The following is a 23,112-nucleotide window of genomic DNA, read 5'->3' as shown; positions in this document are numbered from 1 at the left end:
GGCGATAGCCGGTCATCGCCGTCGGGGCGAGGGCTCTAGGGCGGGGATGCGGAAGCCGTTGGGGGAGGCAGAAAGATGTTCGGCGCGGCGGAGCTCAGGTGAAGCGATGTCCGGCGCGCTGGACGACTGTCCGCTGCGCCGGACACTCGGGTGGCTAGTTGTAGCGACCGTTGATCCCGCCGACGCTGTAGCGCCCGGCGCCGAGCAGCATGATGGCCAGCGAGCCGAACAGGAACAGGCCCTGCAGTTCGATGGCCCAGCCGCCCATCGGCCCGATGTCGAACAGTTCGGCCCGGTGCGCCAGCGCCAGCGCGACGACCATGTTGCCCAGCATCAGCAGAGCGCCGAGGCGGGTGTAAAGGCCAAGGATCACCAGCAGCGGCCCGACCACCTCACCCAGATAGACGCCGTAGGCGAGGACCGTCGGCAGGCCCATGCCGGCCACCATGCCGGCGATGCCATCGACGCCGTGCAGCAGTTTATGGATGACATGCAGCAGCATCAGCACGCCGACTGCCAGTCTGAGAATCAGTTTGCCTGCATCGTCTGTCATCGTTGCGCGTTCCCTTGCGGCGCCGGGAATCGGCGGCCCTGCCTCCAATGTAGATCAGCCGCTATGACATTGCCGCGTCGTCAATGACGGCCAAGCCGCGGGTTAGACCGCTCAGCGCTGGCTCAGGCCATGCTGCTGCAGCTTGCTGTAGAGGCTGGCGCGGGAGATGCCGAGCTCCATCGCGGCGCGCCGGCGGTTGCCCTTGCAGGCGGCCAGTGCGCTCTGCAGCGCGCGACGCTCGGCCTGGGCGATGGTTTGGGCCAGCGGTTGCAGCGGCAGTTCTTCGAGACTGGCTGCCGCTGCGGCTTGAGCAGGTGGAGACACGGCTGCCAGGTGGCTGCTGGCGTCTACCGGGCGCGCCTGATCGCCGAGCAATGGCATCAAGTGTGCCGCCTGCAGCTGCGGGCCGTCGGCGGACAGTTGCGCGCGCTCCAGCAGATTGCCCAGCTCGCGCACGTTGCCGCGCCAGGGTTGCGCGCAGAGTAGCGCCAGCGCTTCGGGGCTCAGCTCCATGGGCGGCTGGCCGGAGCGGTTGGCGATGTCGTCGAGCAGGTGCTCGACCACGGCGGGGATGTCGCTGGCGCGCTCGCGCAACGGCGGCACGCGCAGGGCGAGGACGTTGAGGCGGTAGTAGAGGTCGTCGCGGAACTGGCCGGCGGTGACCTTGGCTTCCAGGTCGATATGCGTCGCGGCAATCACCCGCACGTTGAGCGCCTTGACCTGATTGGAGCCGAGCGGCTCGACCTCCTGTTCCTGCAGCACGCGCAGCAGCTTGGCCTGTAGCGGCAGGGGCAGGTCGCCGATCTCGTCGAGGAACAGCGTGCCGCCATTGGCCACCTCGAACTTGCCGATGCGCGCCTTGCGGTCGGCGCCGGTAAAGGCGCCGGGGGCCGTGCCGAACAGTTCGGCCTCGACCAGACTTTCCGGGATCGCCGCGACGTTGACCGCGACGAAGGGGCCGCGCGCCCGTGGCGACAGGTTATGGATGCCCTGGGCCAGCAGCTCCTTGCCGGTGCCGGTTTCGCCGCGCAGTAGCACGGTGGCATCGAGCTGCGCGGCGCGCCGCGCCTGGCGCTTGATCTCGCTGGCGGCCGGGCTGTTACCGATGAAGCCGGCGATGGCGTACCGCGCCCGGCGCGCCTTGGCCAATTCGTTCTGCGTGGCGACCAACTGCGTCCGCAGGCTGGTGTACTTGGACATCAGCGGTTTGAGATGCCGTGCGCGGTCGAACAGCACGAAGCCCAGCGCGCCGACCAGGGTGCCGTCCTCGTCGCGCAGCGGAATGCGCGTGACGACGAAGTGCTCGTCGCCGAAGGCCATCAGGTCGATGATGCTCGGCAGGCCGCTTTCCACCACCTCGCGCAGGCGGCTGGCCGGCAGGACTTCTTCGATTTCCTTGCCGAGCACGCTGGCCGGATCGCGAATGCCGACCTTCTCGGCGTACTTGTCGTTGATCCAGACGATGCGCGCCTGGCGGTTGACCGCGATGGTGCCCTCGCACTGCGCGTTCAGGTGATCGAACAGCAGCGGCATGGCCACGGCGCGGAAGCGTTCCGGGGATACGCCGACGATCAGGCCGTGGTTGTCGAGTGCGTCGCGGGCAATGCTCATGGGCAGTCAGGGTCCGTTCTGGGGCGACCGATTATGGTTGGCCCCGGCTGCCACGGGCAAGGCAGCCGGGCATGCTCACGGCTGGGAATAAACCTCGTTCGGCAGCCAGGTGGCCAGCGGGGCGAAGTAAAACACCAGGGCCAGGCCGATCAGCTGGATGACAATGTACGGCAGCACGCCGAGGTAGACGTCGCGGGTGGTGATGCCCGGCGGGCAGACGCCCTTGATGTAGAACAGCGCGAAGCCCACCGGTGGCGTGAGGAACGAGGTCTGCAGGCACAGCGCGAAAAGGATCGCGAACCACAGCGGATCGACGCCCATGGAGAACAGAACCGGCGCCACCAGCGGCAGGATGATCAGGGTGATCTCCACCCAGTCGAGGAAGAACCCCAGCAGGAAGGTGATCGCCAGCACGGTGAGCAGCACGCCGGTCTGGCCGAACGGCAGCCCTGTGAGCGCCGCGCGGATCACGTCGTCGCCACCCAGGCCGCGCAGCACCGCAGCGAACACCGTGGCGCCGATGAAGATGCCGAAGATGAAGGCGGCGGTGCGACTGGTCTGGTACAGCGCATCCTTGAGCACCGGCAGATTCAGGCGGCGGCTGGCCGCGGCCATCAGCAAGGCGCCGAAGGCGCCGACGGCGGAGGCCTCGGTGGTGGTGGCGATACCGAAGAAGATCGAGCCGAGCACGGCGAAGATCAGCGCCAGCGGCGGGACCACGGCCCAGAACACGTCGAGCAGGGCACGGGCGTCGAGCTTTTGCCGGTTGACCGGGGCGGGGGCGAAGTCCTTCTTCAGCCAGGCGACGACCACGATGTACAGCACGTACATCAGCGCCAGCATCATTCCGGGGATCAGCGCGCCCATGAACAGCTTGCCCACCGAGGCTTCCGAGGTGCCGAGGCGGTCGGCCATCAGCACCAGCATGATGCTCGGCGGAATCAGGATGCCCAGGGTGCCCACCGAGCAGGCGGTGCCCACCGCCAGGCTCTTGTTGTAGTTGGCCTGCAGCATCGGCCGGATGGAGAGCATGCCGAGCAGCGCCACCGAGGCGCCGACGATGCCGGTGGAGGCGGCGAGCAGGATGCCGACCACCACCACGGTCACCGCGTAGCCGCCGCGCAGCGGGCCGAGCACGCGCACCAGGCTGTGCATCAGGCGTTCGGCGATGCCGGAGCGGTCGAGCATGATGCCCATGAAGATGAACAGCGGCAGGGCCACCATCAGCTCATTGGCGACGATGCCGTAGATGCGCGCGTCGAGCACGCCGATGGTGCCGTCCCAGGTAAACCAGAGATTGGCGTCGAAGTGTTCCACCAGCACATAGCCGACCACGGCGAACAGCAGGCCGATGCCGGCCAGCGACCAGGCGACCGGGAAGCCGAGCAGCAGCAGGCCCATGAAGCTGGCGAACATGGCGATGACGAGGATTTCTTCCAGACCCATGATTGCGACTACTCCATCAGGGCTGCGAACGAGTGCGGTCGCGCTCGTCCGAGGGGGCCGTCAGGGCCCGCGGGAAATTGAACAGCAGGGTGCTGCAGCGCAACGCGCGGGACAGCAGCGCCAGCGCCACCAGCACGAGGCCGATGGGCAGCACGCTCTTGAAGATGAAGCGGTAGGGCAGCCCACTGGGCGCCTGGGAGCGTTCGTTGTAGAGGTAGGCCTTGTAGGCGTAGGGGATCAGCGCATCGATCATCAGCACGATCACCGGCAGCGCCAGCAGGGCGATGGCCAGCAGCTCGATCCAGGCCTGGCTGCGCAGGCTGAAGCGCTCGCGCAACACGTCGACGCGCACATGGTCGTCGCGCACCACGGCGTAGGCGAGGGCGAGCATCAGGGCGGCGCCGAACAGGTGCCAGGACAGTTCTTCCAGCGCAATGGAACCGCGCGAGAGGGCGAAGCGGCTGAACACGTTGGCCAGCACGACCAGCAGAACCGCCAGCCAGAGCCAGGCGCTGGCCTGGCCGATGGCGACCAGCAGGCGGTCCAGCGGCCGCGAAATACGGTTGTACGGCAGCGCGTCGGGCGCTGGCGCATCGGGAGAGACGGGCTTGAAGGACACGGCGGACCTCGGAATCTCGGCACACAGGGATAGGAGGCGGGCACGTCGCCGTGCCCGCGAGCTGCAGCGCAGCCGTCAGTCGTACTTGTAGAAGTCGCGCGGCAGATAGCCCATGCCGTGCCAGATCGAGTGGTGCTGCATGAACTCACGCTGGCTGGTCAGCACGCGCTTGAACATCTCGTCCTTGGCGGCCATCTCGTCGAGCACCTCGTCGGTGACCTTCTGCAGCTCGCGCAGTACCGGCTCAGGCAGCACCTGGGCCTTCACGCCCTGCTTCTGGTAGTCACGCAGCGCGGTCGGCTGGGCCCACTCGCTTTCGGCAAAGCCCTTGAGGGTGGCCGCCTCGCAACCCATCTCGATGAGTGCGCGGCTTTCCGGCTTGAGCTTGTCCCAGACGTCCTTGTTCACCAGCAGGTGAGAGGTGGTCAGCGTCTGGTGCCAGCCGGGCATGATGTAGTTCTTGATGATCTGGTCCAGGCCGAGCATCTTGTCCACCGCCGGCTGCGAGAACTCGGTGGCGTCGATGGTCTTGCGCTCCAGCGCCTGGTAGATCTCGCCGCCCGGCACCATGGTCACCGAGGCGCCGAGCTTTTCCAGCACCTTGCCGCCGATACCGGCGAAGCGGATGCGCAAGCCATCGAAGTCGTCCAGCTTCTCGATGGGCTTGGCGAACCAGCCGGCGCCTTCCGGGCCGATGATGCTGCACAGCATTGGGTGAATGTTGCGCTCGGCGTAGATCTCCTCGAGCAGCTTCTTGCCGTCGCCCTGGTAGTACCAGGCCAGGTGCGCCGGCGGCTCCATGTTGAACGGCGCGCCGGAGTACAGCGGCAGGGCCGGAATGGTGCCCTGGTCGTAGCCGATCCAGGTGTAGCCGGCCGGGTACTTGCCGCTGCTCACCGCATCCATGATCTCGAACGGCGGCACCAGCTCGCCCGGCTCGTAGTAGCGCAGCTGGATATCGCCGCCGGACACGGCCTTGAGCGATTCGGAAAGATGCTTGACCGGAGTGGAGAGGCCGATCAGGTGGGAAGGGAAGGCCAGCGGCACCTGCCAGCGGATCTTTTCCGCGGCGCTGGCGACGCCACTGAGCAGGCTGGCGCCGAGCAGGGTGGTCGCACCGATGGCGCAGGCGATACGGGAGAGTTTGTTCTTGGTCGACATGCAGGTTTCCTTCTTGTTGTTGTTCTGGTGCCCGAGGGCGGACGCGTAACCGCCCGTGGGTCGAGGGCGTTAACAGGCCAGAACAAGAACAGAGGCCGAGCCGATGCTGCCGATCCGGCGCCAGTCTTGTTCTTTGGTTTGTTCTGGCGTCGCGGGGTGGATTGCAGGTTCTGTGCCTATCGCTCGGGAGCGAGGAAAGGCGCGCTCTGCAGCGGCATTCGGATGATTGCAGGGCGATAGCGGTGTCCACTGCGGCAGACACTGCTCAGGTAAACACGCGGCGGTGTCCGGAATTCTGGAACATGTCCAGCTCCATGGACGGTCGCAATGACTGACTGCTGGACAAACAAAATCCGGCGTTGCGCGGGGCGCGACGCCGGATGAGAGGAGTAGAGCGGGGGTGTGCGATCAGCTGGCGGCTTGCTTGGCCAGGGTGCTTTCCAGGGCGCTGCGGCAGCGCTCCTCGGCGGTGTCCAGTTCCAGCTGCATCTGCTGGATGTCGAGTAGCTGCTGCTCCAGCTGCTGGCGCCTCTCGGCGATCATCTGCAGCATGATGTTCAGCTGCTTCTGGTTGCCGGCCTTGGGGTCGTACAGCTCGATCAGCGTCTTGCATTCGGCCAATGAGAAGCCGATGCGCTTGCCGCGCAGGATCAGCTTCAGCGCGACGCGATCCTTGGGTGAATAGATGCGTTCCTGACCGCGGCGGGTCGGCGTGAGCATGCCCTGTTCTTCGTAGAAGCGGATGGCGCGAGTGGTGATATCCAGCTCATTGGCCAGGTCGGAAATACTGTAGGTCTGTTTCGCCATGATTCTTCCGATCATCCTCTGTCGCGCCCGGCGAACCGGGCGCGTGTCTGCCAGCATGCCCTGCCGCGACGGTGCGCTCAGGGGCGTTCGACTGCCAAGGCTACTCCCTGGCCACCACCGATGCACAGTGTTGCCAGGCCCTTGCGAACATCGCGGCGCTGCATCTCGTGCAGCAGGGTCACCAGGATGCGGCAGCCTGAGGCGCCGATCGGGTGGCCGAGGGCGATGGCGCCGCCGTTCACGTTGACCTTATCGGCATCCCAGCCCAATTCCTTACCCACCGACAGCGCCTGCACGGCGAAGGCTTCGTTGGCTTCGATCAGGTCCAGTTCGGCCAGCGACCAGCTGGCTTTTTCCAGGCAGCGGCGGGTGGCGGAAACCGGGCCGATGCCCATGATCGCCGGGTCGACGCCAGCGTTGGCGTAACCGGCGATCTTCGCCAGTACCGGCAGGCCCAGGGCCTCGGCCTTGCTGGCGCTCATCAGCACCACCGCGGCGGCGCCGTCGTTGAGGGTCGAAGCGTTGCCGGCGGTGACGCTGCCGTCCTTCTTGAACGCTGCGCGCAGGCCGCCGAGGGAGTCGGCCGTAGTGCCGGCGCGGGGTTGCTCGTCGCGGGCGAAGGCGAGCGGATCGCCCTTGCGCTGCGGGATCAGCACCGGGGTGATCTCGGCATCGAAGCGGCCGCTCTCGATGGCAGCGGCGGCGCGCTGCTGGGACTGGGCAGCGAAGGCGTCCTGCTGCGCACGGTCGATACCGTACTTGTCGGCCAGGTTCTCTGCGGTGATGCCCATGTGGTAGTCGTTGAAGGCATCCCACAGTCCGTCGGTGATCATGCTGTCGACCATCTGTGCGTGGCCCATGCGCAGGCCGGTGCGCGCGCCGGGCATGACGTAGGGTGCCAGACTCATGTTCTCCATACCGCCAGCGATGACCACCTCGGCGTCGCCGCAGCGGATCGCCTGTACGGCCAGATGCACAGCCTTGAGGCCCGAGCCGCAGACCTTGTTCAGTGTCATGGCCGGTACGGCGTGGGGCAGGCCGGCCTTGATCGAGGCCTGGCGCGCGGTGTTCTGCCCGGCGCCGGCGGTGAGCACGTGGCCGAGGATGACTTCATCGACCTGGGCCGGGTCGATGCCGGTTTTTTCCAGCAGGGCGCGGATCACGGTGGCGCCCAGTTCGACCGCCGGCACATTGGCCAGCGCGCCCTGGAAACTGCCGATGGCGGTGCGGGTTGCAGCTACGATGACGACGTCTTGCATGACGGACTCCGAATAAAAAGGCGCTACGCCGGGGCGTAACGCGAGGGCCAGGCGCGCGGCCTGGCTCCGGGAAAGGGTGCCCTCGAACGACACAGGAGAAGCGGCCTCGCAGGCCGGCCAATGCCGCAGTATACGGGCGCCTAAGTGACTGGCCAGTGCTGGCGCGCCGCCGGCTTGTTGCGTTCAGGGCAGGCGGGAAGACGCGGCGGGGAGGGTATGCTCCGGCGTCCTTCCCGCACCCAGGTTTCAGCGCTGGATCGGGCTGCCGGTCGCCTCTTGCAGCTCCTCGAAGCTGACGCCTTCGGCCAGCTCCACCAGCTTCAGGCCCTGCTCGGTGACGTCCAGTACGCCGAGGTCGGTGATGATCCGGTCGACCACGCCGAGACCGGTCAGTGGCAGGTCGCAGGCCGGCAGGATCTTGTGCGCGCCGCCCTTGGCGGTGTGCTCCATCAGCACTACGACGCGCTTGACGCCGGCCACCAGATCCATCGCGCCGCCCATGCCCTTGACCATCTTGCCGGGGATCATCCAGTTGGCCAGGTCGCCCTTTTCCGACACCTGCATGGCACCGAGAATGGCCAGGTTGATGTGACCGCCGCGGATCATCGCGAAGCTCTGCGCGTTGTCGAAGAAGCTCGAGCCGGGCAGCGCGGTGACGGTCTGCTTGCCGGCGTTGATCAGGTCCGGGTCGATCTCTTCCTCGGTCGGGAAGGGGCCGATGCCGAGCAGGCCGTTCTCGCTCTGCAGCCAGACGTCCATGCCTTCGGGGATGTAGTTGGCTACCAGGGTCGGCAGGCCGATACCGAGGTTGACGTAGAAGCCGTCCTGCAGCTCCTGGGCGGCGCGTTGCGCCATCTGTTCACGTGTCCAGGCCATGGTCTCAGCTCCTCACCGTGCGTTTTTCGATGCGTTTTTCCGGGTTCGGGTTGTGCACGATGCGATGCACGTAGATACCCGGCAGGTGAATCTGGTCCGGGTCCAGCTCGCCGGTCTCGACGATCTCCTCCACCTCGACGACGCAGACCTCGCCGGCCATCGCTGCCAGCGGGTTGAAGTTGCGCGCGGTCTTGCGAAACAGCAGGTTGCCGGCCTTGTCGGCCTTCCATGCCTTGACCAGGGCCAGGTCGGCGGTGAGGGATTCTTCCATCACGTACCACTCGCCGTTGAACTGGCGGGTTTCCTTGCCTTCTGCCACCAGGGTGCCGTAGCCGGTCTTGGTGTAGAACGCCGGGATGCCTGCGCCGCCGGCACGCAGCTTCTCGGCCAAGGTGCCCTGCGGGGTGAATTCCAGGGCCAGCTCGCCGGCCAGGTACTGGCGCTCGAACTCCTTGTTCTCACCCACGTAGGAGGAAACCATCTTGCTGATCTGCCGCGTCTCCAACAGCAGGCCGAGACCGAAGCCGTCGACGCCGGCGTTGTTGCTGATGGCAGTCAGGTCCTTCTTGCCGCTGTCGCGCAGGGCGGTGATCAGCTGCTCGGGGATGCCGCACAGGCCGAAGCCGCCGACGGCGATGGTCATGCCGTCCTCGACCAGGCCTTCCAGGGCGTGGGCGGCGCTGGGGTAAATCTTGTTCATGAATTACCTCTACTTGTTGTTCTGTCTGTGCCGGGTGGTCCGATAGATGGCCGCCCGACGAATAGGGTTTAGCAAAATCGGTGCCGCTAACCGGCCTGCCTGGCGCGGGCGACTCGCGAACCGTTGGCCCGCCCCAGCAGCTGGCTGATGCGCTGGCCGGCGGCGATCAGCTTGTCGAGGTCGATGCCGGTGGCTATGTCCAGACCGTTGAACATGTACAGCACGTCTTCGCTGGCGACATTGCCGCTGGCTCCCTTCGCGTACGGGCAGCCACCGAGGCCGGCGACCGAGCTGTCGAACACGGCGATGCCCTCCAGCAGGCTGGCATAGATATTCGCCAGCGCCTGGCCGTAGGTGTCGTGGAAATGCCCGGCCAACCGTTCGCGCGGCACTTCACGAGCCACCATGTCGAATAGTGTGCGGGTCTTGCCCGGTGTGCCGGTGCCGATGGTGTCGCCTAGGGAAACCTCGTAGCAGCCCATGGCATACAGCTCGCGGGCAACTTCGCCGACCTTGGCTGGCGCCACTTCACCTTCGTAGGGGCAGCCGAGCACGCAGGAAACGTAGCCACGCACACGGATGTCCTGCTCGCGGGCAGCCTCCATCAGCGGCGCGAAGCGGGCCAGGCTCTCGGCGATGGAGCAGTTGATGTTCTTCTGCGAGAAGGCTTCGGAGGCGGCACCGAACACCGCGACCTCCTTCACGCCGGCCTCGATGGCCGCTTCGAGGCCCTTCATGTTCGGCGTCAGCGCCGCGTAGGTGACGCCCGGCTTGTGCTGGATCTGCGCGAAGACCTCGGCGGAGCCGGCCATCTGCGGCACCCACTTAGGCGAGACGAAGCTGCCGACTTCGACATAGGACAGCCCGGCGGCGCTGAGGTCGTCCACCAGGCGCACCTTGTCCGCCACGCTGATCGGCTGTTGCTCGTTCTGTAGACCGTCACGCGGGCCGACTTCGACCAGCCGGACCTGTTTGGGCAGGCTCATATGTCCTCCAGGGGCGAGCGCGATTGGCGGGCTCGCCGGTTCATGTGTGTCAGCCGAGGCGTCCGGCTACCGGTGGAAAAGCCTGCGGCGTTTTCCACCCTACGGCTTTGCGTTCGTGCGTAGGGTGGACAATGGCGAAGCCTTGTCCACCTTGTGTATCCTTCAGGCCTCTTCCATCTCCAGCAGCACCGCGCCTTCGCTGACCATCTCGCCTTCGCTGCAGAACAGGCTCTTGACCACGCCAGCCTGGGCGCTGCGGATGCTGTGTTCCATCTTCATCGCTTCCAGCACGATCAGTGCGGTGCCGGCTTCGACATGCTGGCCGGCTTCCACCAGCACGCGGACGATGCTGCCGTTCATCGGTGCGGTCAGACCGCCGTGGTGCTGGTGGCTGGCCTCGGCTGCGGCGATGGGGTCGAAGGTAGTCACCGCGAGCCATTCGCCGTTCCACTGCAGATACAGCCGGTTGCCCTGGCGAATCGCCTTGGGTGTACGGACGTTCGACTGCGGTACGGTGGCGTCGACCCGCAGCCGGCGACTTTCGCCATTGCACTGCAGATGCAGGCTGATCTGCGCCGGCATGCCGAAACGCAGCCCGCTGCGCTTGGACCACGGCGAATGGGCATCGTCGCCGCGTACCTTGGTCGGTTCGGTCTGCACGAAGCACTCCGCAGCCTGCTGCCAAAACGCATCGGATAGCTCGCCAGCCGGACGCAGCAATTCGCTTTCGTGACGCGGAATAAAGCCGGTATCCAGCTCGGCCTCGGCAAACGCGCGGTGGCCGACGACGCGGCGCAGGAACGCGAGGTTGGTGCGCACGCCGCCGACCGCGGTTTGGTCGAGCATGGCCAGCAGACGGAGGCGCGCTTCCTCGCGGTTCTCGCCCCAGGCGATCAGCTTGCCAAGCATCGGATCGTAGAACGGCGACACGGTATCGCCCTCGGCGACGCCGCTGTCGACGCGACGGCCCGGGCCATCCGCTGCTTCACGGTAGAGATCGAGGGTGCCGGTGGCGGGGAGGAAATCGTTGTCCGGGTCTTCGGCGTACAGCCGCACCTCGATGGCGTGGCCGATCAGCGGCACCTGTTCCTGACGAATCGGCAGCGGCTCGCCGCGGGCGACGCGAATCTGCCAGGCAACCAGATCGAGTCCGGTGATGGCCTCGGTGACCGGGTGCTCGACCTGCAGGCGGGTATTCATTTCCATGAAGAAGAATTCGCCACGGGCGTCGAGCAGAAACTCCACCGTGCCGGCACCAACGTAGCCGATGGCCTGCGCGGCCTTCACCGCCGCTTCACCCATGGCGCGGCGCAGCTCGGGGGAAAGACCGGGGGCTGGGGCTTCCTCGACCACCTTCTGGTGGCGACGCTGGATCGAGCAGTCACGCTCGTTGAGGTACAGGCAGTTGCCGTGCTGGTCGGCGAAGACCTGGATTTCCACGTGGCGCGGTTTGAGCACGTATTTCTCGACCAGCATGCGCGAATCGCCGAACGACGACTGCGCCTCGCGCTGGGCGGAAGCAAGCGCCTCGGCCAGGTCCGCCTCGCGCTCGACCACCTTCATGCCCTTGCCGCCACCACCGGCGGTAGCCTTGAGCAGCACCGGGTAGCCGATCTTTTCCGCGGCGGCACGGAAGATTGCCACGTCCTGCGCCTCACCGTGGTAGCCCGGCACCAGCGGCACGCCGGCTTCTTCCATCAGCGCCTTGGCGGCGGACTTGCTGCCCATGGCGTCGATGGCCGAAGCGGGCGGGCCGAGGAAGATCAGCCCGGCCTGTTCGATGGCGCGAGCGAACTCGGCGTTCTCCGAGAGAAAGCCGTAGCCCGGGTGGATTGCCTGGGCGCCGCTGGCGCGGGCTGCTTCGATCAGCTTGTCGATGCGCAGGTAGCTCTCGGCCGGCTTGGCGCCGCCCAGGTCGATGCGAATATCGGCCTCGCGGGCATGGCGCGCGCTGGCGTCGATGGCGCTGTGCACGGCAACGGTGGTCAGGCCCATGGCCTTGGCGGTGCGCATTACGCGGCAGGCGATCTCGCCGCGGTTGGCAACCAGGAGGGTCGTTATCATTTTTGTGATTCCTGCGTGGCCTGGAAGGCGTTTCCCCTCACCCTAGCCCTCTCCCCTGAGGGGCGAGGGGATGACGGAGTGGGGCGAAGCAATGAAGTGGTTCGGCAATGATTGGCGTGACCGGTTGATGTGCGATCAGCGGCATGAGCGCGGACGATATGGTTAGGCAGCCGCTCCCAAACCCCACACAACCCAACCCCATCTCCCTCTTTGGGAGCGGGCCGGGGCGAGGGGGAGTTGCTACGCACATGCACTCCCGCCCAGCCATTGCACAGACCAACTCCCTCTCCGCTTTGGGGAGAGGGCTGGGGTGAGGGGGCGGTGCTGCGGCCCTGCACAATCACCCTGCCACTGCACAAGCCAACATACTCTCCTCCTTGGGAAGAGTGCCGGGGAGCGGGCTGGGGCGAGGGGGCGTTGCTACGCATATGCACTCCCGCCCAGCCATTGCACAGACCAACTCCCTCTCCCCCTTGGGGAGAGGGCTGGGGTGAGGGGGCGGTGCCAAGGACCGACACAGCCGCCCGACCACCACACAACGCAACCCTCTCACCGCGCGTACGCGACAACGTATACGAGCGAGCACCCCACAGAAGCCCGGTCATCACGCGCGCTCCTGCCAGGCGGGCGTGCGTTTTTCCAGGAAGGCGCTCAGGCCCTCCTGACCTTCCGGGCTGGTGCGCAGGCGCGCAATGGCCTGTTCGGTGGTCTGGCGCAGGTCGGCGTCGAAATCACCATCGCCCACTTCCAGCAGCAGGCCCTTGCAAGCCTTGAGCGCCTGCGGGCTGTTGAGCAGCAGGTTGTCGACCCACTGCTCGAGCGCGGCGTCCAGTTCACTGGCCGGGTAGGTCTCGGCGAGCAGGCCGAGTTCGCGGGCACGCTTACCGTCGAAGCGTTCGGCGGTCAGCGCGTAGCGGCGGGTGGCGCGCTCGCCGATGGCCTTGACCACGTACGGGCTGATCACCGCGGGAGCGAGGCCGATGCGCACTTCCGACAGGCAGAACAGTGCGTCGCCGGCGCCGATGGCCATGTCGCAGCAGGCGATCAGCCCCAGCGCGCCGCCAAAGGCCGCGCCCTGCACCACGGCCAGGGTCGGCTGCGGCAGCTGGTAGAGGCGCTGCATCAGCTCGCCCAACTCATGGGCATCAGCGAGATTGGCCTGGTAGTCGAGCTTGGCCGACTCGCGCATCCAGCCGAGATCGGCGCCGGCGGAGAAATGCTTGCCGCGCCCGCGCAGGATCAGGAAGCGGATGCTGGCATCGTCCTGCACCTGGGCCAGCGCCGCGTTCAGTTCGCCGATCACCCGGGCGTCGAAGGCATTGTTCTTGTCCGCGCGGTTGAGCCAGAGGGTGGCGACGCCGCGCGCGTCTTTGTTCAGTTCGATGGTCTGGAAATCGGTCATCTCGGCATCCTCAATGCGACTGCAGTCGCCGGCGCGTTCGGCTGCCGGCGGCACGGATTACATGCGGAACACGCCGAAGCGGGTCGGCTCGATCGGCGCATTCAGCGCGGCGGACAGCGCCAGCCCCAGCACCTCGCGGGTCTGCGCCGGGTCGATCACGCCGTCGTCCCACAGCCGCGCGCTGGAGTAATAGGGATGGCCCTGGCGCTCGTACTGCTCGAGAATCGGCTGCTTGATCGCGGCTACCTCGTCGTCGCCGAGACTCTTGCCGGCGCGCTCGCTCTGTTCCTGCTTGACCTGGGCGAGTACCCCGGCGGCCTGTTCGCCGCCCATCACGGCGATGCGTGCGTTGGGCCACATCCACAGGAAGCGCGGGTCGTAGGCGCGGCCGCACATGCCGTAGTTGCCGGCGCCGAAGCTGCCGCCGATGAGCACGGTGAACTTCGGCACCTGGGCACAGGCCACCGCGGTGACCAGCTTGGCGCCGTGCTTGGCGATGCCGCCGGCCTCGTATTTCTGCCCGACCATGAAACCGGTGATGTTCTGCAGGAACAGCAGCGGGATGCCGCGCTGGCAGGCCAGTTCGATGAAGTGCGCGCCTTTCTGCGCCGCCTCGGCGAAGAGGATGCCGTTGTTGGCGAGGATGGCGATCGGATAGCCGTGCAGATGGGCGAAGCCGCAGACCAGGGTGGTGCCGAACAGCGCCTTGAATTCATCGAACTCACTGCCGTCCACCAGCCGCGCGATCACCTCGCGCACGTCATAGGGCTGCTTGGCCTGCGCCGGGATCACACCGTACAGCTCGTCGGCGGCATACAGCGGTGCGCGCGGTTCGCGGGTCTGCAGCTGGCCGAGCTTGCGCCAGTTGAGGTTGGCCACGCAGCGGCGGGCGACGGAAAGCGCGTGCTCGTCGTTCTCGGCGTAGTGGTCGGCGACGCCCGAGGTCTTGCAGTGCACGTCGGCGCCGCCCAGTTCCTCGGCGGTCACCACTTCGCCGGTGGCAGCCTTCACCAGCGGCGGGCCGGCGAGAAAGATGGTCGCCTGGTTGCGCACCATGATGGTCTCGTCGGCCATCGCTGGCACGTAGGCGCCGCCGGCAGTGCAGGAGCCCATCACCACAGCGATCTGCGGGATGCCCATGGCGCTCATGTTGGCCTGGTTGAAGAAGATACGGCCGAAGTGCTCGCGGTCCGGGAACACCTCGTCCTGTCGCGGCAGGTTGGCGCCGCCGGAGTCCACCAGGTAGATGCAGGGCAGGCGGTTCTCGCGGGCGACGGTCTGCGCGCGCAGGTGCTTCTTCACCGTCAGCGGGTAGTAGGTGCCGCCTTTCACGGTGGCGTCGTTGGCGATGATCATGCACTCGATGCCTTCGACGCGGCCGATACCGGCGACCACGCCGGCGGCGGCGACGTCTTCGCCGTAGACCTCATGGGCGGCCAGCGGGGCGAGTTCGAGAAAGGCCGAGCCGGCGTCGAGCAGGGTGTCGATGCGCTCGCGCACCAGGAGCTTTCCGCGTGAGACATGGCGCTGCTGGGCGGTGGCGCCGCCGCCTTCGCTGACGCGGCCGAGCAGGGCGCGCAGGTCGTTCACCTGTTCGAGCATCGCCGCGCTGTTGGCGGCGAACTCCGGCGAACGGGTATTGATCTGGGTGTGCAGGATGGCCATGGTTGGCTCCGTTCAATTCCATCATGGATGGCTCTGCCATCCACCGACTGCGGTGGAAAACGCTTCGCGGTTTTCCACCCTACGAGGCTGGGCGTTCTTTCCGCCCGCAGCTCACCTGGATTCGTTGAACAGCTCGCGGCCGATCAGCATGCGGCGGATCTCGCTGGTGCCGGCGCCGATCTCGTAGAGCTTGGCGTCGCGCAGCAGGCGGCCGGTCGGGAATTCGTTGATATAGCCATTGCCACCGAGGATCTGGATCGCCTGCAGGGCCATCTGCGTGGCGTTTTCGGCGGTATAGAGGATCACCCCGGCGGCGTCCTTGCGGGTGGTCTCGCCACGGTCGCAGGCCTGGGCGACGGCGTAGAGATAGGCGCGGCTGGCGTTGAGCTGGGTGTACATGTCCGCCACCTTGCCCTGGATGAACTGGAACTCGCCAATGCTCTGGCCGAACTGCTTGCGGTCGTGGATGTAGGGCACCACCACGTCGAGGCAGGCCTGCATGATCCCGGTCGGGCCGCCGGCCAGCACCACGCGTTCGTAGTCCAGGCCGCTCATCAGCACCTTGACGCCGCCGTTCTCGACGCCCAGCACGTTCTCTTCCGGCACCTCGACGTCATCGAAGAACAGCTCGCAGGTGTTGGAGCCACGCATGCCGAGCTTGTCGAACTTGTTGCCGCGGGAGAAACCTTTCCAGTCGCGCTCGACGATGAACGCGGTGATGCCGTGCGGCCCCTTGTCCAGGTCGGTCTTGGCGTAGATCACGTAGGTGTTGGCGTCCGGGCCGTTGGTGATCCAGGTCTTGCTGCCGTTGAGCACGTAGCGGTCGCCGCGCTTCTCGGCGCGCAGCTTCATGGAGACCACGTCGGACCCGGCATTCGGCTCGCTCATGGCCAGCGCCCCGACGTGTTCGCCGCTGATCAGCTTGGGCAGGTAGCGGGCCTTCTGCTCGGGGGTGCCGTTGCGGTTGATCTGATTGACGCACAGGTTGGAGTGGGCGCCGTAGGAGAGGGCGACCGAGGCCGAGCCGCGGCTGATCTCTTCCATCGCCACAACATGCGCCAGGTAGCCGAGGCCGGCACCACCGTACTCCTCGGAGACGGTCACGCCGAGCAGGCCCATCTCGCCGAATTTCTTCCACATGTCCGCCGGGAACAGGTTTTCCTGATCGATGGCTTCGGCGCGCGGGGCAATCTCGGCGGCGACGAAGGCCTGCAGCTGCTCGCGCAGCATGTCGATGGTTTCACCGAGGGCGAAATTGAGGCTGGAGTAGTTCATGGGGCCACCTGCTTGTCTTGTAATTGTTCTGTTTTCAGAGGATTCGTTCGTCGGCGGAGTGCGGGCCGGCGCTCTGGTAGCGGTCTGACGTCATCGGCATGGATGATCGTTCACTGCTTTACGTTAACGTAAAGGTCCGCTCTCGGTCTGTCAACACACCGCCGAGTCGGCATGTCTGCCAGCATAGGCCCGGTAAGGTGCGGCCGTCGGTTGCTGGCGCGCAGTGGTGTTTCGTCGGTGGCGGGGCACTCGGCGCGAGCCCGGCGGGACTAAACAGGCAGTGGCCGCAGCGCCGGCCTGCCACCGACGAGGAAATCCATGCCCCGCATCGGCTTCGCCTGCATGTATCGCCACCCGCAACAGAGTCTCTCGCTGAAGGAGCTGGAGCGCATCGAGCGCACCTTCAATCCGCGCAGCACCACGCTGCGCTGGATGGCCTCGGTCGGTCGCGCCGCGGCCGAGGCGAGGCTGGAGGAGATCGTCGAGCACAACCTGAGCGCTCAGCGGGTGTTGCTCGAATACGTCGCCACGTTGCCGCCGATGCTGCGCATGTTGCGCCTGTCCAGCGACTTGCTGCCGTTCTACAGCCATGCCGAGATCGCGCCGTTCTACCGTCGCGCCGAGATACGGAACCGCCTCGAGGCTGGCTTCGCCGCGATCGGCGAACTGGCACGGGCCAACGATATCCGGCTGTCGATGCATCCCGGCCAGTACTGCGTGCTGGGATCGGACAAGCCGCAGGTGGTGGAAAACAGCCTGGCGGAATTCGAATACCACGCCGACATGATCCGCATGATGGGTTACGGCCGGCGCTTCCAGGACTTCAAATGCAACCTGCATATCGCCGGGCGGCTCGGCGCCGAGGGGGTGCGTGCCGTGTGGCCGCGCCTGTCGACCGAGGCGCGCCGCTGCATCACCTTCGAGAACGACGAAAAGACCTATGGCCTGGACGACTGCCTGAGCCTCGCGGACCTCGCGCCGGTGGTGCTGGATATCCATCACTGCTGGATTCACGAGGGCCGCTACATCGAGCCGGACGACCCGCGCATCGAGCGCGTTCTGGAAAGCTGGCGCGGTGTGCGGCCGACCATGCACTACTCGCAGCCGCAGGAGAGCCTGATGGAGCTTGGCTTCGCGCCGGAGCAGAAGCTGGAACTCCCCGAGTTGCTGGAGAAGGTCAACAAGCGCGACCTCTATGCGCATAGCAAACGCATGTGGAACCACTGGACGAATCGCTATGCGTTTCAGTTTCTCGATCGCTTCGACATCATGCTCGAAGCCAAGGACAAGAACCTCGCCGCGCTGGACTTCCATCACGAGTACCGGCGTGTAGGCGCCTGACGAGGCGTCTTCGGCAGACGCATGCGCGGCATCGTTGCAGAGGCTCCGGCGCAACCGTTTTTGCGCCGCTCAGGCATGCCTTCCGACACGTCGTGTCAGCGCCGATCTGGCCGCGGCTGACCCCGTTATTCGTCACCAGATACTGGCCATTTGACTGCTCGAGCCCCTCGACTTTCGCCTACCCTGCGACATATTGCCAGCTAGTTACCTTTACGTTAACGTCATCGTGGCCTAGGGTGACTGTCAGCAGCGCCAGCACCCTTGCGAGCACGCCTCATAACAAACATAAGACTGAGGAAAATCGTCATGAGTCTTCCGAGCTATACCTGCGGACCGCAGAGCAAACCCCTGTTGCCCATGACCATCGGCGCGGCCTTCGACCGTACCGCGGAGCGCTTCCCCCAGCGTGAGGCCCTGGTGGTGCGCCATCAGCAGCTGCGTTACACCTGGGCGGAACTGGCGGAGGCGGTGGACCGTTGCGCGCGTGGCCTGCTGGCCCTCGGACTGCAAGCTGGCGAACGAGTGGGAATCTGGTCACCGAACAATGCCCAGTGGTGCATTACCCAGTTCGCCACGGCGAAGATCGGCGTGGTGCTGGTCAACATCAATCCCGCCTACCGCCTCAGCGAACTCGAGTACGCCTTGAAGCAGTCCGGCTGCCGCTGGCTGATCTGCGCCGATGCCTTCAAGACCTCCGATTACCACGCCATGCTCCACGAGCTGCTGCCGGAGCTGGAAAGCGCCGCTGTTGGCGCTCTGCAGAGTCATATGCTGCCGGAGCTGCGTGGGGTGATCAGCCTGTGCGACAAGCCGGTGGACGGCATGCTGCAGTGGCAGGCGCTGATGGAGATGGCCGAGCAGGTCGGCCCCGAACAGCTGCGCCAGTGCGGCGAACGCCTGCAGTTCGACGACCCCATCAACATCCAGTACACCTCCGGCACCACGGGCTTCCCCAAGGGTGCGACCCTCAGTCATTACAACATCCTCAACAACGGCTACATGGTCGGCGAGAGCCTCAAGCTCACCGAGCATGACCGTCTGGTGATCCCGGTGCCGCTGTACCACTGCTTCGGCATGGTCATGGGCAACCTCGGCTGTGTCACCCACGGCACCACGATGATTTACCCGAGCGCCGCCTTCGAGCCGCTGGCGGCACTGCAGGCCGCGGCCGAGGAAAAGGCCACCGGCATGTATGGCGTGCCGACCATGTTCATCGCCATGCTCGATCACCCGGAGCGCCAGTCACTGGACCTCAGCAGCCTGCGCACCGGCATCATGGCCGGCTCGACCTGCCCGATCGAGGTGATGAAGCGCGTCATCGACGACATGCACCTGGCGGAAATGCAGATCGCCTACGGCATGACCGAAACCAGTCCGGTCTCCACCCAGACGAGCGCCGACGACGACCTGGATCGTCGCGTGACCAGCGCCGGCCGCACGCAGCCGCACCTGGAAAGCAAGATCGTCGACGAGCACGGCGCGGTGGTGCCGCGTGGGCAGATTGGCGAACTCTGCACCCGCGGCTACAGCGTGATGCTCGGCTACTGGAACAACCCGGACGCCACCCGCGATGCCATCGACGGCGCGCGCTGGATGCACACCGGCGACCTCGCGGTGATGGACGACGAGGGTTACATCAAGATCGTCGGCCGCAACAAGGACATGATCATCCGCGGCGGCGAGAACGTGTACCCGCGCGAGATCGAGGAATTCCTCTTCACCCATCCGGCGGTCGCCGACGTGCAGGTGATCGGCGTGCCGGACAGCAAGTTCGGTGAGGAGATCGTCGCCTGGGTCAAGCTGCACCCGGGCCATCAGGTCGAGGCCGAGGCGCTGCGCGAGTTCTGCAAGGGCCGCATCGCCCACTTCAAGACGCCGCGGCACATCAAATTCGTCGACGATTTCCCGATGACCATCAGCGGCAAGGTGCAGAAGTTCCGCATGCGCGAAATCAGCGTGGTCGAGCTGGGCATCAGCGAACAGCACTGACCGGCACCGGCCGGGTTCGCCCGGCCGGCAATTCGCTCATCCGAAAAGGAGCTTTCCATGGCGCTGCCTACTACTCAGTCGATCAGCCGTTTTCCGCTGTCCGATAGCCTCGACACGCTGCCCGCCGACCTGCGCGAACGGATTCTCGCCGTGCAGGAAAAGGCCGGTTTCATCCCCAACGTGTTTCTCATGCTGGCTCATCGGCCGGCGGAGTTTCGCGCCTTCTTCGCCTACCACGATGCGCTGATGGAGCGCGAAGCGGACAGCCTGACCCAGGCCGAGAAGGAGATGATCGTGGTCACGGTCAGCGCCGATCACGGCTGCCTGTATTGCGTGGTCGCCCATGGCGCGATCCTGCGCATCCTCGCCAAGGACGCGCAGCTGGCCGACCAGATCGCCGTCAACTACCGCACCGCGCCCATCTCCGAACGTCAGCGCACGATGCTCGATTTCGCCCTGCACCTGGCCGCCGGGCGCGGCGTGCTGGACGACGCCTGGCAGGCGCGGCTGGAAGTCCAGGGTTTCAGCCTCAACGACATCTGGGACATCGGCGCCATCGCTGGACTGTTCGGCCTCTCCAACCGCCTGGTGTCCATGGCGCGCACCCCGCCCAACGACGAGTTCTATCTGCTGGGCCGCGTGCCCAGAAGCACCGCGCGCTGAGCGCGACACCGCTTTACCGCATGACGTGGTAATCCGAGCTCGGGCAGTTCGCAGTCGGGCTCAACAGCTGCATCAACGATCACAACAACAAGAGAGAAAGCTATTGCAGGCCGAGGTCAAGCGCCTGGGCGCGCGCATCGATGAGGGCAGCCAGACCCTGTTGCTGATCGCCACGTTGCCGGCAGATGCCAGCGGCTTGCTGGCCGGGATGAGCGGCACTGCGCAGTTCGAGGGCATGCCATGACAGCGGCGCAGCAAAATCTCTCTGATCGGCTGTTTGCCCAGTTTCTCGGCCTCGAACGACAGGCCCGTGCGGCGCACGATATCGACAGCCTGGCCTATGCCCTGGTCAACGATGCCCAGGCGCTGTTCGGCTATCGCCATGCGGCCTTGTTGATCGCCGGGCGGGTGCGCGCGCTGACCGGCATCAGCGTGGTTGAGGCCCATGCCCCTTTCGTCGCCTTTGTCGAGAACGCCGCCGGCCAGCTGCTCACGTAGAAGCGTCTGGATAAGCCCCAGGTAGTGACGGCCGATTCGCTGAACGGGCAAACCCAGGCCGATTGGCAGTCTCCTTGCCGCCACCGCCTGCGCTTTTGCCACCGTTGGTGCCGCCACCGCTGTTCGAAGTGCCGGGTTTGGGTGGCGGGCTCCCGCCGCTTGGCAATATCTTCCTGCAAAACCAGGCATTGGCTCCGAGCTTCCTGGCTCAGGTGTTCGACAGCACATCCGGTGACGGCTCCGGTGTGGGCTTCCTTGGTTTCGGCGGCGGCGATGCGGCGGTGTTTGGCAGCAGCACGCTGTCCTCAATGTTCGGTGATCTGGTCCCACAGGACGGGGCAGTGGATATCTTCGGTGGCAATAGCGACGGCATATGGGGGACCGAGGAGGAGGGGCAAGATTTCCTCGGTGCGCCGACGTTGGGGCAGCAACTGGACAGCCTACGTAACAGCGAACTGCAGCAGATAGATCAATTAGCCCAGGCCTTTGGCGAATGGGCTTACAAAGCGCCAGCAGCCTGAGTGAACTGACATAAGAGTACTAGCCGCAAATAGGGGGCGGCACAAGGATGAATAAACATTATAAGGTACTGGCTGTCAGCATGCTTGCGGCGGCAATTGGGGGCTGTGCGGTGACTAGCCAGCCAATCGAGCGCGCGGCCAGCGAGCAGCGGGCTCAAGAGGATCTGGCCAGTATGTTCAGCGGGCAGGAGCCGTTGAGCGCCCCCTTGACCTTGCATCAAGCCATGGCCCGTGCGGTCAAGTACAACCTGGAAGCACGTTTGAAGGTCATGGAGGAGGCGTTGGCCGAGCGTCAGGTGGATCTGTCCCGCCTCGACATGCTGCCGCGTATGGCTTTGGATGCCGGCTATGCCGGGCGTAACAACGTCAGTGCTTCCAGCAGCCGCAGTATTCGCACCGGTACCCAGTCCCTGGAGCCTTCGACCTCGCAGGACCGCGACCGCGAGGTCGGCGACCTGACCATGGTGTGGAACGTGCTCGACTTCGGCGTCAGCTATGTCAGCGCTCAGCAGCAGGGTGACCAACGCCTGATTGTGCAGGAGCGTCGGCGCAAGGTACTGCATACCATCATTCAGGATGTCCGTTCTGCGTATTGGCGTGCCTTGGCCGCCGACCGCCTGCTGGTACAGATCGACCAGCAGATGGAGCGGGTCGATCAGGCCAGGCAGAACAGTCTGCGCATGAGCGAGCAACGCATCGGCGACCCGGTGCAGTCGCTCGGCTACCAGCGCGCCCTGATCGAGGCGACCCGTCAGCTGGAACAGCAGCGGCGTGCCTTGTCCCTGGCCAAGACGGAACTGGCGGCGCTGATCAATCTGCCGATGAATACACACTTCGAGTTGGCTCCGGCCTCCGACAGCTACCCGGTACCCACTCTCGCAACGGACATGGCTGTGCTCGAGCAAGAGGCGTTGGTCAATCGCCCCGAATTGCGCGAACAGGACTACCAGGCGCGCATTGGGGCGGCGGAAACCCGCAAGGCGATGCTGCGGATGTTGCCCGGTCTGGAGTTCTCCCTGGGCGGGCACTACGACAGCAACTCCTTCCTGGTCAATCAGAGCTGGGCCGATTACGGCGTCAAGGTCACCTGGAACCTGTTCAATCTGCTCTCGGCACCCGCGGCCATCGATGCGGCCAAGGCTAGCGAAGAGGTAGTGACACTGCGCCGTCAGGCGATGTCCATGGCGATCCTGGCGCAGCTTTATGTGGCCAATGCCAACCTCCAGGAGGCCGCCCGTCAATTCGCCACCAGTGAGCAGTTGGCGAGCCTCGATCAGTAGATTGCCGAGCAATTGCGAAATCGCCACAAGGCTCAGGGTATCGGTGAGCTGGAGTTGATCCAGGGAGAGCTGAACCTACTGCAAGCCAACCTGCGTCGCGACCTGGCCTATGCCGACTTGCGCAACGCCTATGGGCAGGTGTTCGCCAGCGTCGGGCTCGATCCGTTGCCGGAAGAACTGAGCTCTGACCAAATCGACGATATTGCCCAGGCATTGGCCAATCGCGAAGCGGAGTGGCAGGCTGGCAAGCTTTCTGTCGATGCGGGGTTGCCGGAGAGCGCAACTCCGTAGCCTGGATAAGCGCTGCGCAATCCGGGTGGCGCAATCCCGGGTCGCGCCAAGGCATATCCAGACGACAGCAACTGGGTAGGTTGGCGCTGATCTTACGAAGCCCAA

19 protein-coding genes and 2 pseudogenes are annotated in these 23,112 nt (G+C 65.6%); 7 read left to right on the top strand and 14 right to left on the bottom strand.

The features are described 5' to 3' along the window. Positions 1-154: 154 nt before the first annotated feature. The 14 genes from BM275_RS16065 to BM275_RS16000 all read right to left on the bottom strand — a co-directional run bounded on the left by BM275_RS16065 (position 155) and on the right by BM275_RS16000 (position 16,424). Complete coding sequence (locus BM275_RS16065; RefSeq protein ID WP_090522282.1) at positions 155-553, bottom strand: DoxX family protein; 399 nt, start codon at positions 551-553, stop codon at positions 155-157. Positions 554-664: 111 nt separating this feature from the next. Next, on the bottom strand, positions 665-2,164 hold the full coding sequence (locus BM275_RS16060; RefSeq protein ID WP_090522281.1) for a sigma-54 interaction domain-containing protein: 1,500 nt from the start codon (positions 2,162-2,164) through the stop codon (positions 665-667). A gap of 75 nt (positions 2,165-2,239) precedes the next feature. Continuing rightward, positions 2,240-3,610, bottom strand: coding sequence for a TRAP transporter large permease (locus BM275_RS16055; RefSeq protein ID WP_090522280.1), 1,371 nt, complete (start codon positions 3,608-3,610; stop codon positions 2,240-2,242). Positions 3,611-3,626: 16 nt separating this feature from the next. After that, on the bottom strand, positions 3,627-4,229 hold the full coding sequence (locus BM275_RS16050; protein WP_011914296.1) for a TRAP transporter small permease subunit: 603 nt from the start codon (positions 4,227-4,229) through the stop codon (positions 3,627-3,629). 75 nt (positions 4,230-4,304) lie between these two features. Beyond that, positions 4,305-5,390 carry a TRAP transporter substrate-binding protein gene (locus tag BM275_RS16045; RefSeq protein WP_090522279.1) on the bottom strand — a complete coding sequence of 362 codons (1,086 nt, stop codon included), beginning with the start codon at positions 5,388-5,390 and terminating at the stop codon, positions 4,305-4,307. 408 nt (positions 5,391-5,798) lie between these two features. Then, complete coding sequence (locus tag BM275_RS16040) at positions 5,799-6,197, bottom strand: MerR family transcriptional regulator (protein ID WP_014597531.1); 399 nt, start codon at positions 6,195-6,197, stop codon at positions 5,799-5,801. Between the two features lie 77 nt (positions 6,198-6,274). After that, on the bottom strand, positions 6,275-7,456 hold the full coding sequence (locus BM275_RS16035; RefSeq protein ID WP_041016198.1) for an acetyl-CoA C-acetyltransferase: 1,182 nt from the start codon (positions 7,454-7,456) through the stop codon (positions 6,275-6,277). Between the two features lie 246 nt (positions 7,457-7,702). Then, on the bottom strand, positions 7,703-8,332 hold the full coding sequence (locus tag BM275_RS16030; RefSeq protein ID WP_042923651.1) for a CoA transferase subunit B: 630 nt from the start codon (positions 8,330-8,332) through the stop codon (positions 7,703-7,705). 4 nt (positions 8,333-8,336) lie between these two features. Beyond that, positions 8,337-9,032 (bottom strand): CoA transferase subunit A, encoded by a 696-nt coding sequence (locus tag BM275_RS16025; RefSeq protein WP_090522278.1) that lies wholly within the window; start codon positions 9,030-9,032, stop codon positions 8,337-8,339. A gap of 86 nt (positions 9,033-9,118) precedes the next feature. After that, positions 9,119-10,018 carry a hydroxymethylglutaryl-CoA lyase gene (locus BM275_RS16020; RefSeq protein ID WP_090522277.1) on the bottom strand — a complete coding sequence of 300 codons (900 nt, stop codon included), beginning with the start codon at positions 10,016-10,018 and terminating at the stop codon, positions 9,119-9,121. A gap of 162 nt (positions 10,019-10,180) precedes the next feature. Next, positions 10,181-12,082, bottom strand: a complete 1,902-nt coding sequence (locus BM275_RS16015) for an acetyl/propionyl/methylcrotonyl-CoA carboxylase subunit alpha (RefSeq protein ID WP_090522276.1) — start codon at positions 12,080-12,082, stop codon at positions 10,181-10,183. Positions 12,083-12,686: 604 nt separating this feature from the next. Next, the gene (locus BM275_RS16010; protein ID WP_090522313.1) at positions 12,687-13,484 is read right to left on the bottom strand and encodes a gamma-carboxygeranoyl-CoA hydratase; all 798 of its coding nucleotides are present in this window, start codon (positions 13,482-13,484) and stop codon (positions 12,687-12,689) included. A 57-nt stretch (positions 13,485-13,541) separates the two neighbouring features. Next, the gene (locus BM275_RS16005; RefSeq protein WP_090522275.1) at positions 13,542-15,149 is read right to left on the bottom strand and encodes a carboxyl transferase domain-containing protein; all 1,608 of its coding nucleotides are present in this window, start codon (positions 15,147-15,149) and stop codon (positions 13,542-13,544) included. 111 nt (positions 15,150-15,260) lie between these two features. Beyond that, the gene (locus BM275_RS16000) at positions 15,261-16,424 is read right to left on the bottom strand and encodes an isovaleryl-CoA dehydrogenase (protein WP_090522274.1); all 1,164 of its coding nucleotides are present in this window, start codon (positions 16,422-16,424) and stop codon (positions 15,261-15,263) included. A 318-nt stretch (positions 16,425-16,742) separates the two neighbouring features. On the opposite strand from BM275_RS16000, the gene BM275_RS15995 reads away from it, so the two are divergent. The 7 genes and pseudogenes from BM275_RS15995 (at position 16,743) to BM275_RS15965 (ending at position 23,007) form a co-directional block, all read left to right on the top strand. Beyond that, complete coding sequence (locus BM275_RS15995) at positions 16,743-17,765, top strand: apurinic/apyrimidinic endonuclease family protein (protein ID WP_014819320.1); 1,023 nt, start codon at positions 16,743-16,745, stop codon at positions 17,763-17,765. A gap of 306 nt (positions 17,766-18,071) precedes the next feature. Beyond that, on the top strand, positions 18,072-19,754 hold the full coding sequence (locus BM275_RS15990) for an AMP-binding protein (RefSeq protein WP_090522273.1): 1,683 nt from the start codon (positions 18,072-18,074) through the stop codon (positions 19,752-19,754). Between the two features lie 57 nt (positions 19,755-19,811). Continuing rightward, the gene (locus BM275_RS15985) at positions 19,812-20,417 is read left to right on the top strand and encodes a peroxidase-related enzyme (RefSeq protein WP_090522272.1); all 606 of its coding nucleotides are present in this window, start codon (positions 19,812-19,814) and stop codon (positions 20,415-20,417) included. 103 nt (positions 20,418-20,520) lie between these two features. Continuing rightward, positions 20,521-20,661: pseudogene (locus BM275_RS15980) on the top strand (efflux RND transporter periplasmic adaptor subunit); the annotation flags it as partial. Continuing rightward, the gene (locus BM275_RS15975) at positions 20,658-20,915 is read left to right on the top strand and encodes a hypothetical protein (RefSeq protein ID WP_419723459.1); all 258 of its coding nucleotides are present in this window, start codon (positions 20,658-20,660) and stop codon (positions 20,913-20,915) included. The pseudogene BM275_RS15980 and the gene BM275_RS15975, both read left to right, overlap by 4 nt. A 74-nt stretch (positions 20,916-20,989) precedes the next feature. Next, on the top strand, positions 20,990-21,436 hold the full coding sequence (locus tag BM275_RS15970) for a hypothetical protein (RefSeq protein ID WP_090522271.1): 447 nt from the start codon (positions 20,990-20,992) through the stop codon (positions 21,434-21,436). A 47-nt stretch (positions 21,437-21,483) separates the two neighbouring features. Beyond that, positions 21,484-23,007: pseudogene (locus BM275_RS15965) on the top strand (TolC family protein). The last annotated feature ends 105 nt before the right edge of the window (positions 23,008-23,112 follow it).

The sequence above is a fragment of the Stutzerimonas kunmingensis genome (assembly GCF_900114065.1).
In the GTDB taxonomy this organism is placed as follows: domain Bacteria; phylum Pseudomonadota; class Gammaproteobacteria; order Pseudomonadales; family Pseudomonadaceae; genus Stutzerimonas; species Stutzerimonas kunmingensis.
Note: the sequence above shows the minus strand (reverse complement) of the source record. Positions and strands in the feature narration are given on the sequence as shown.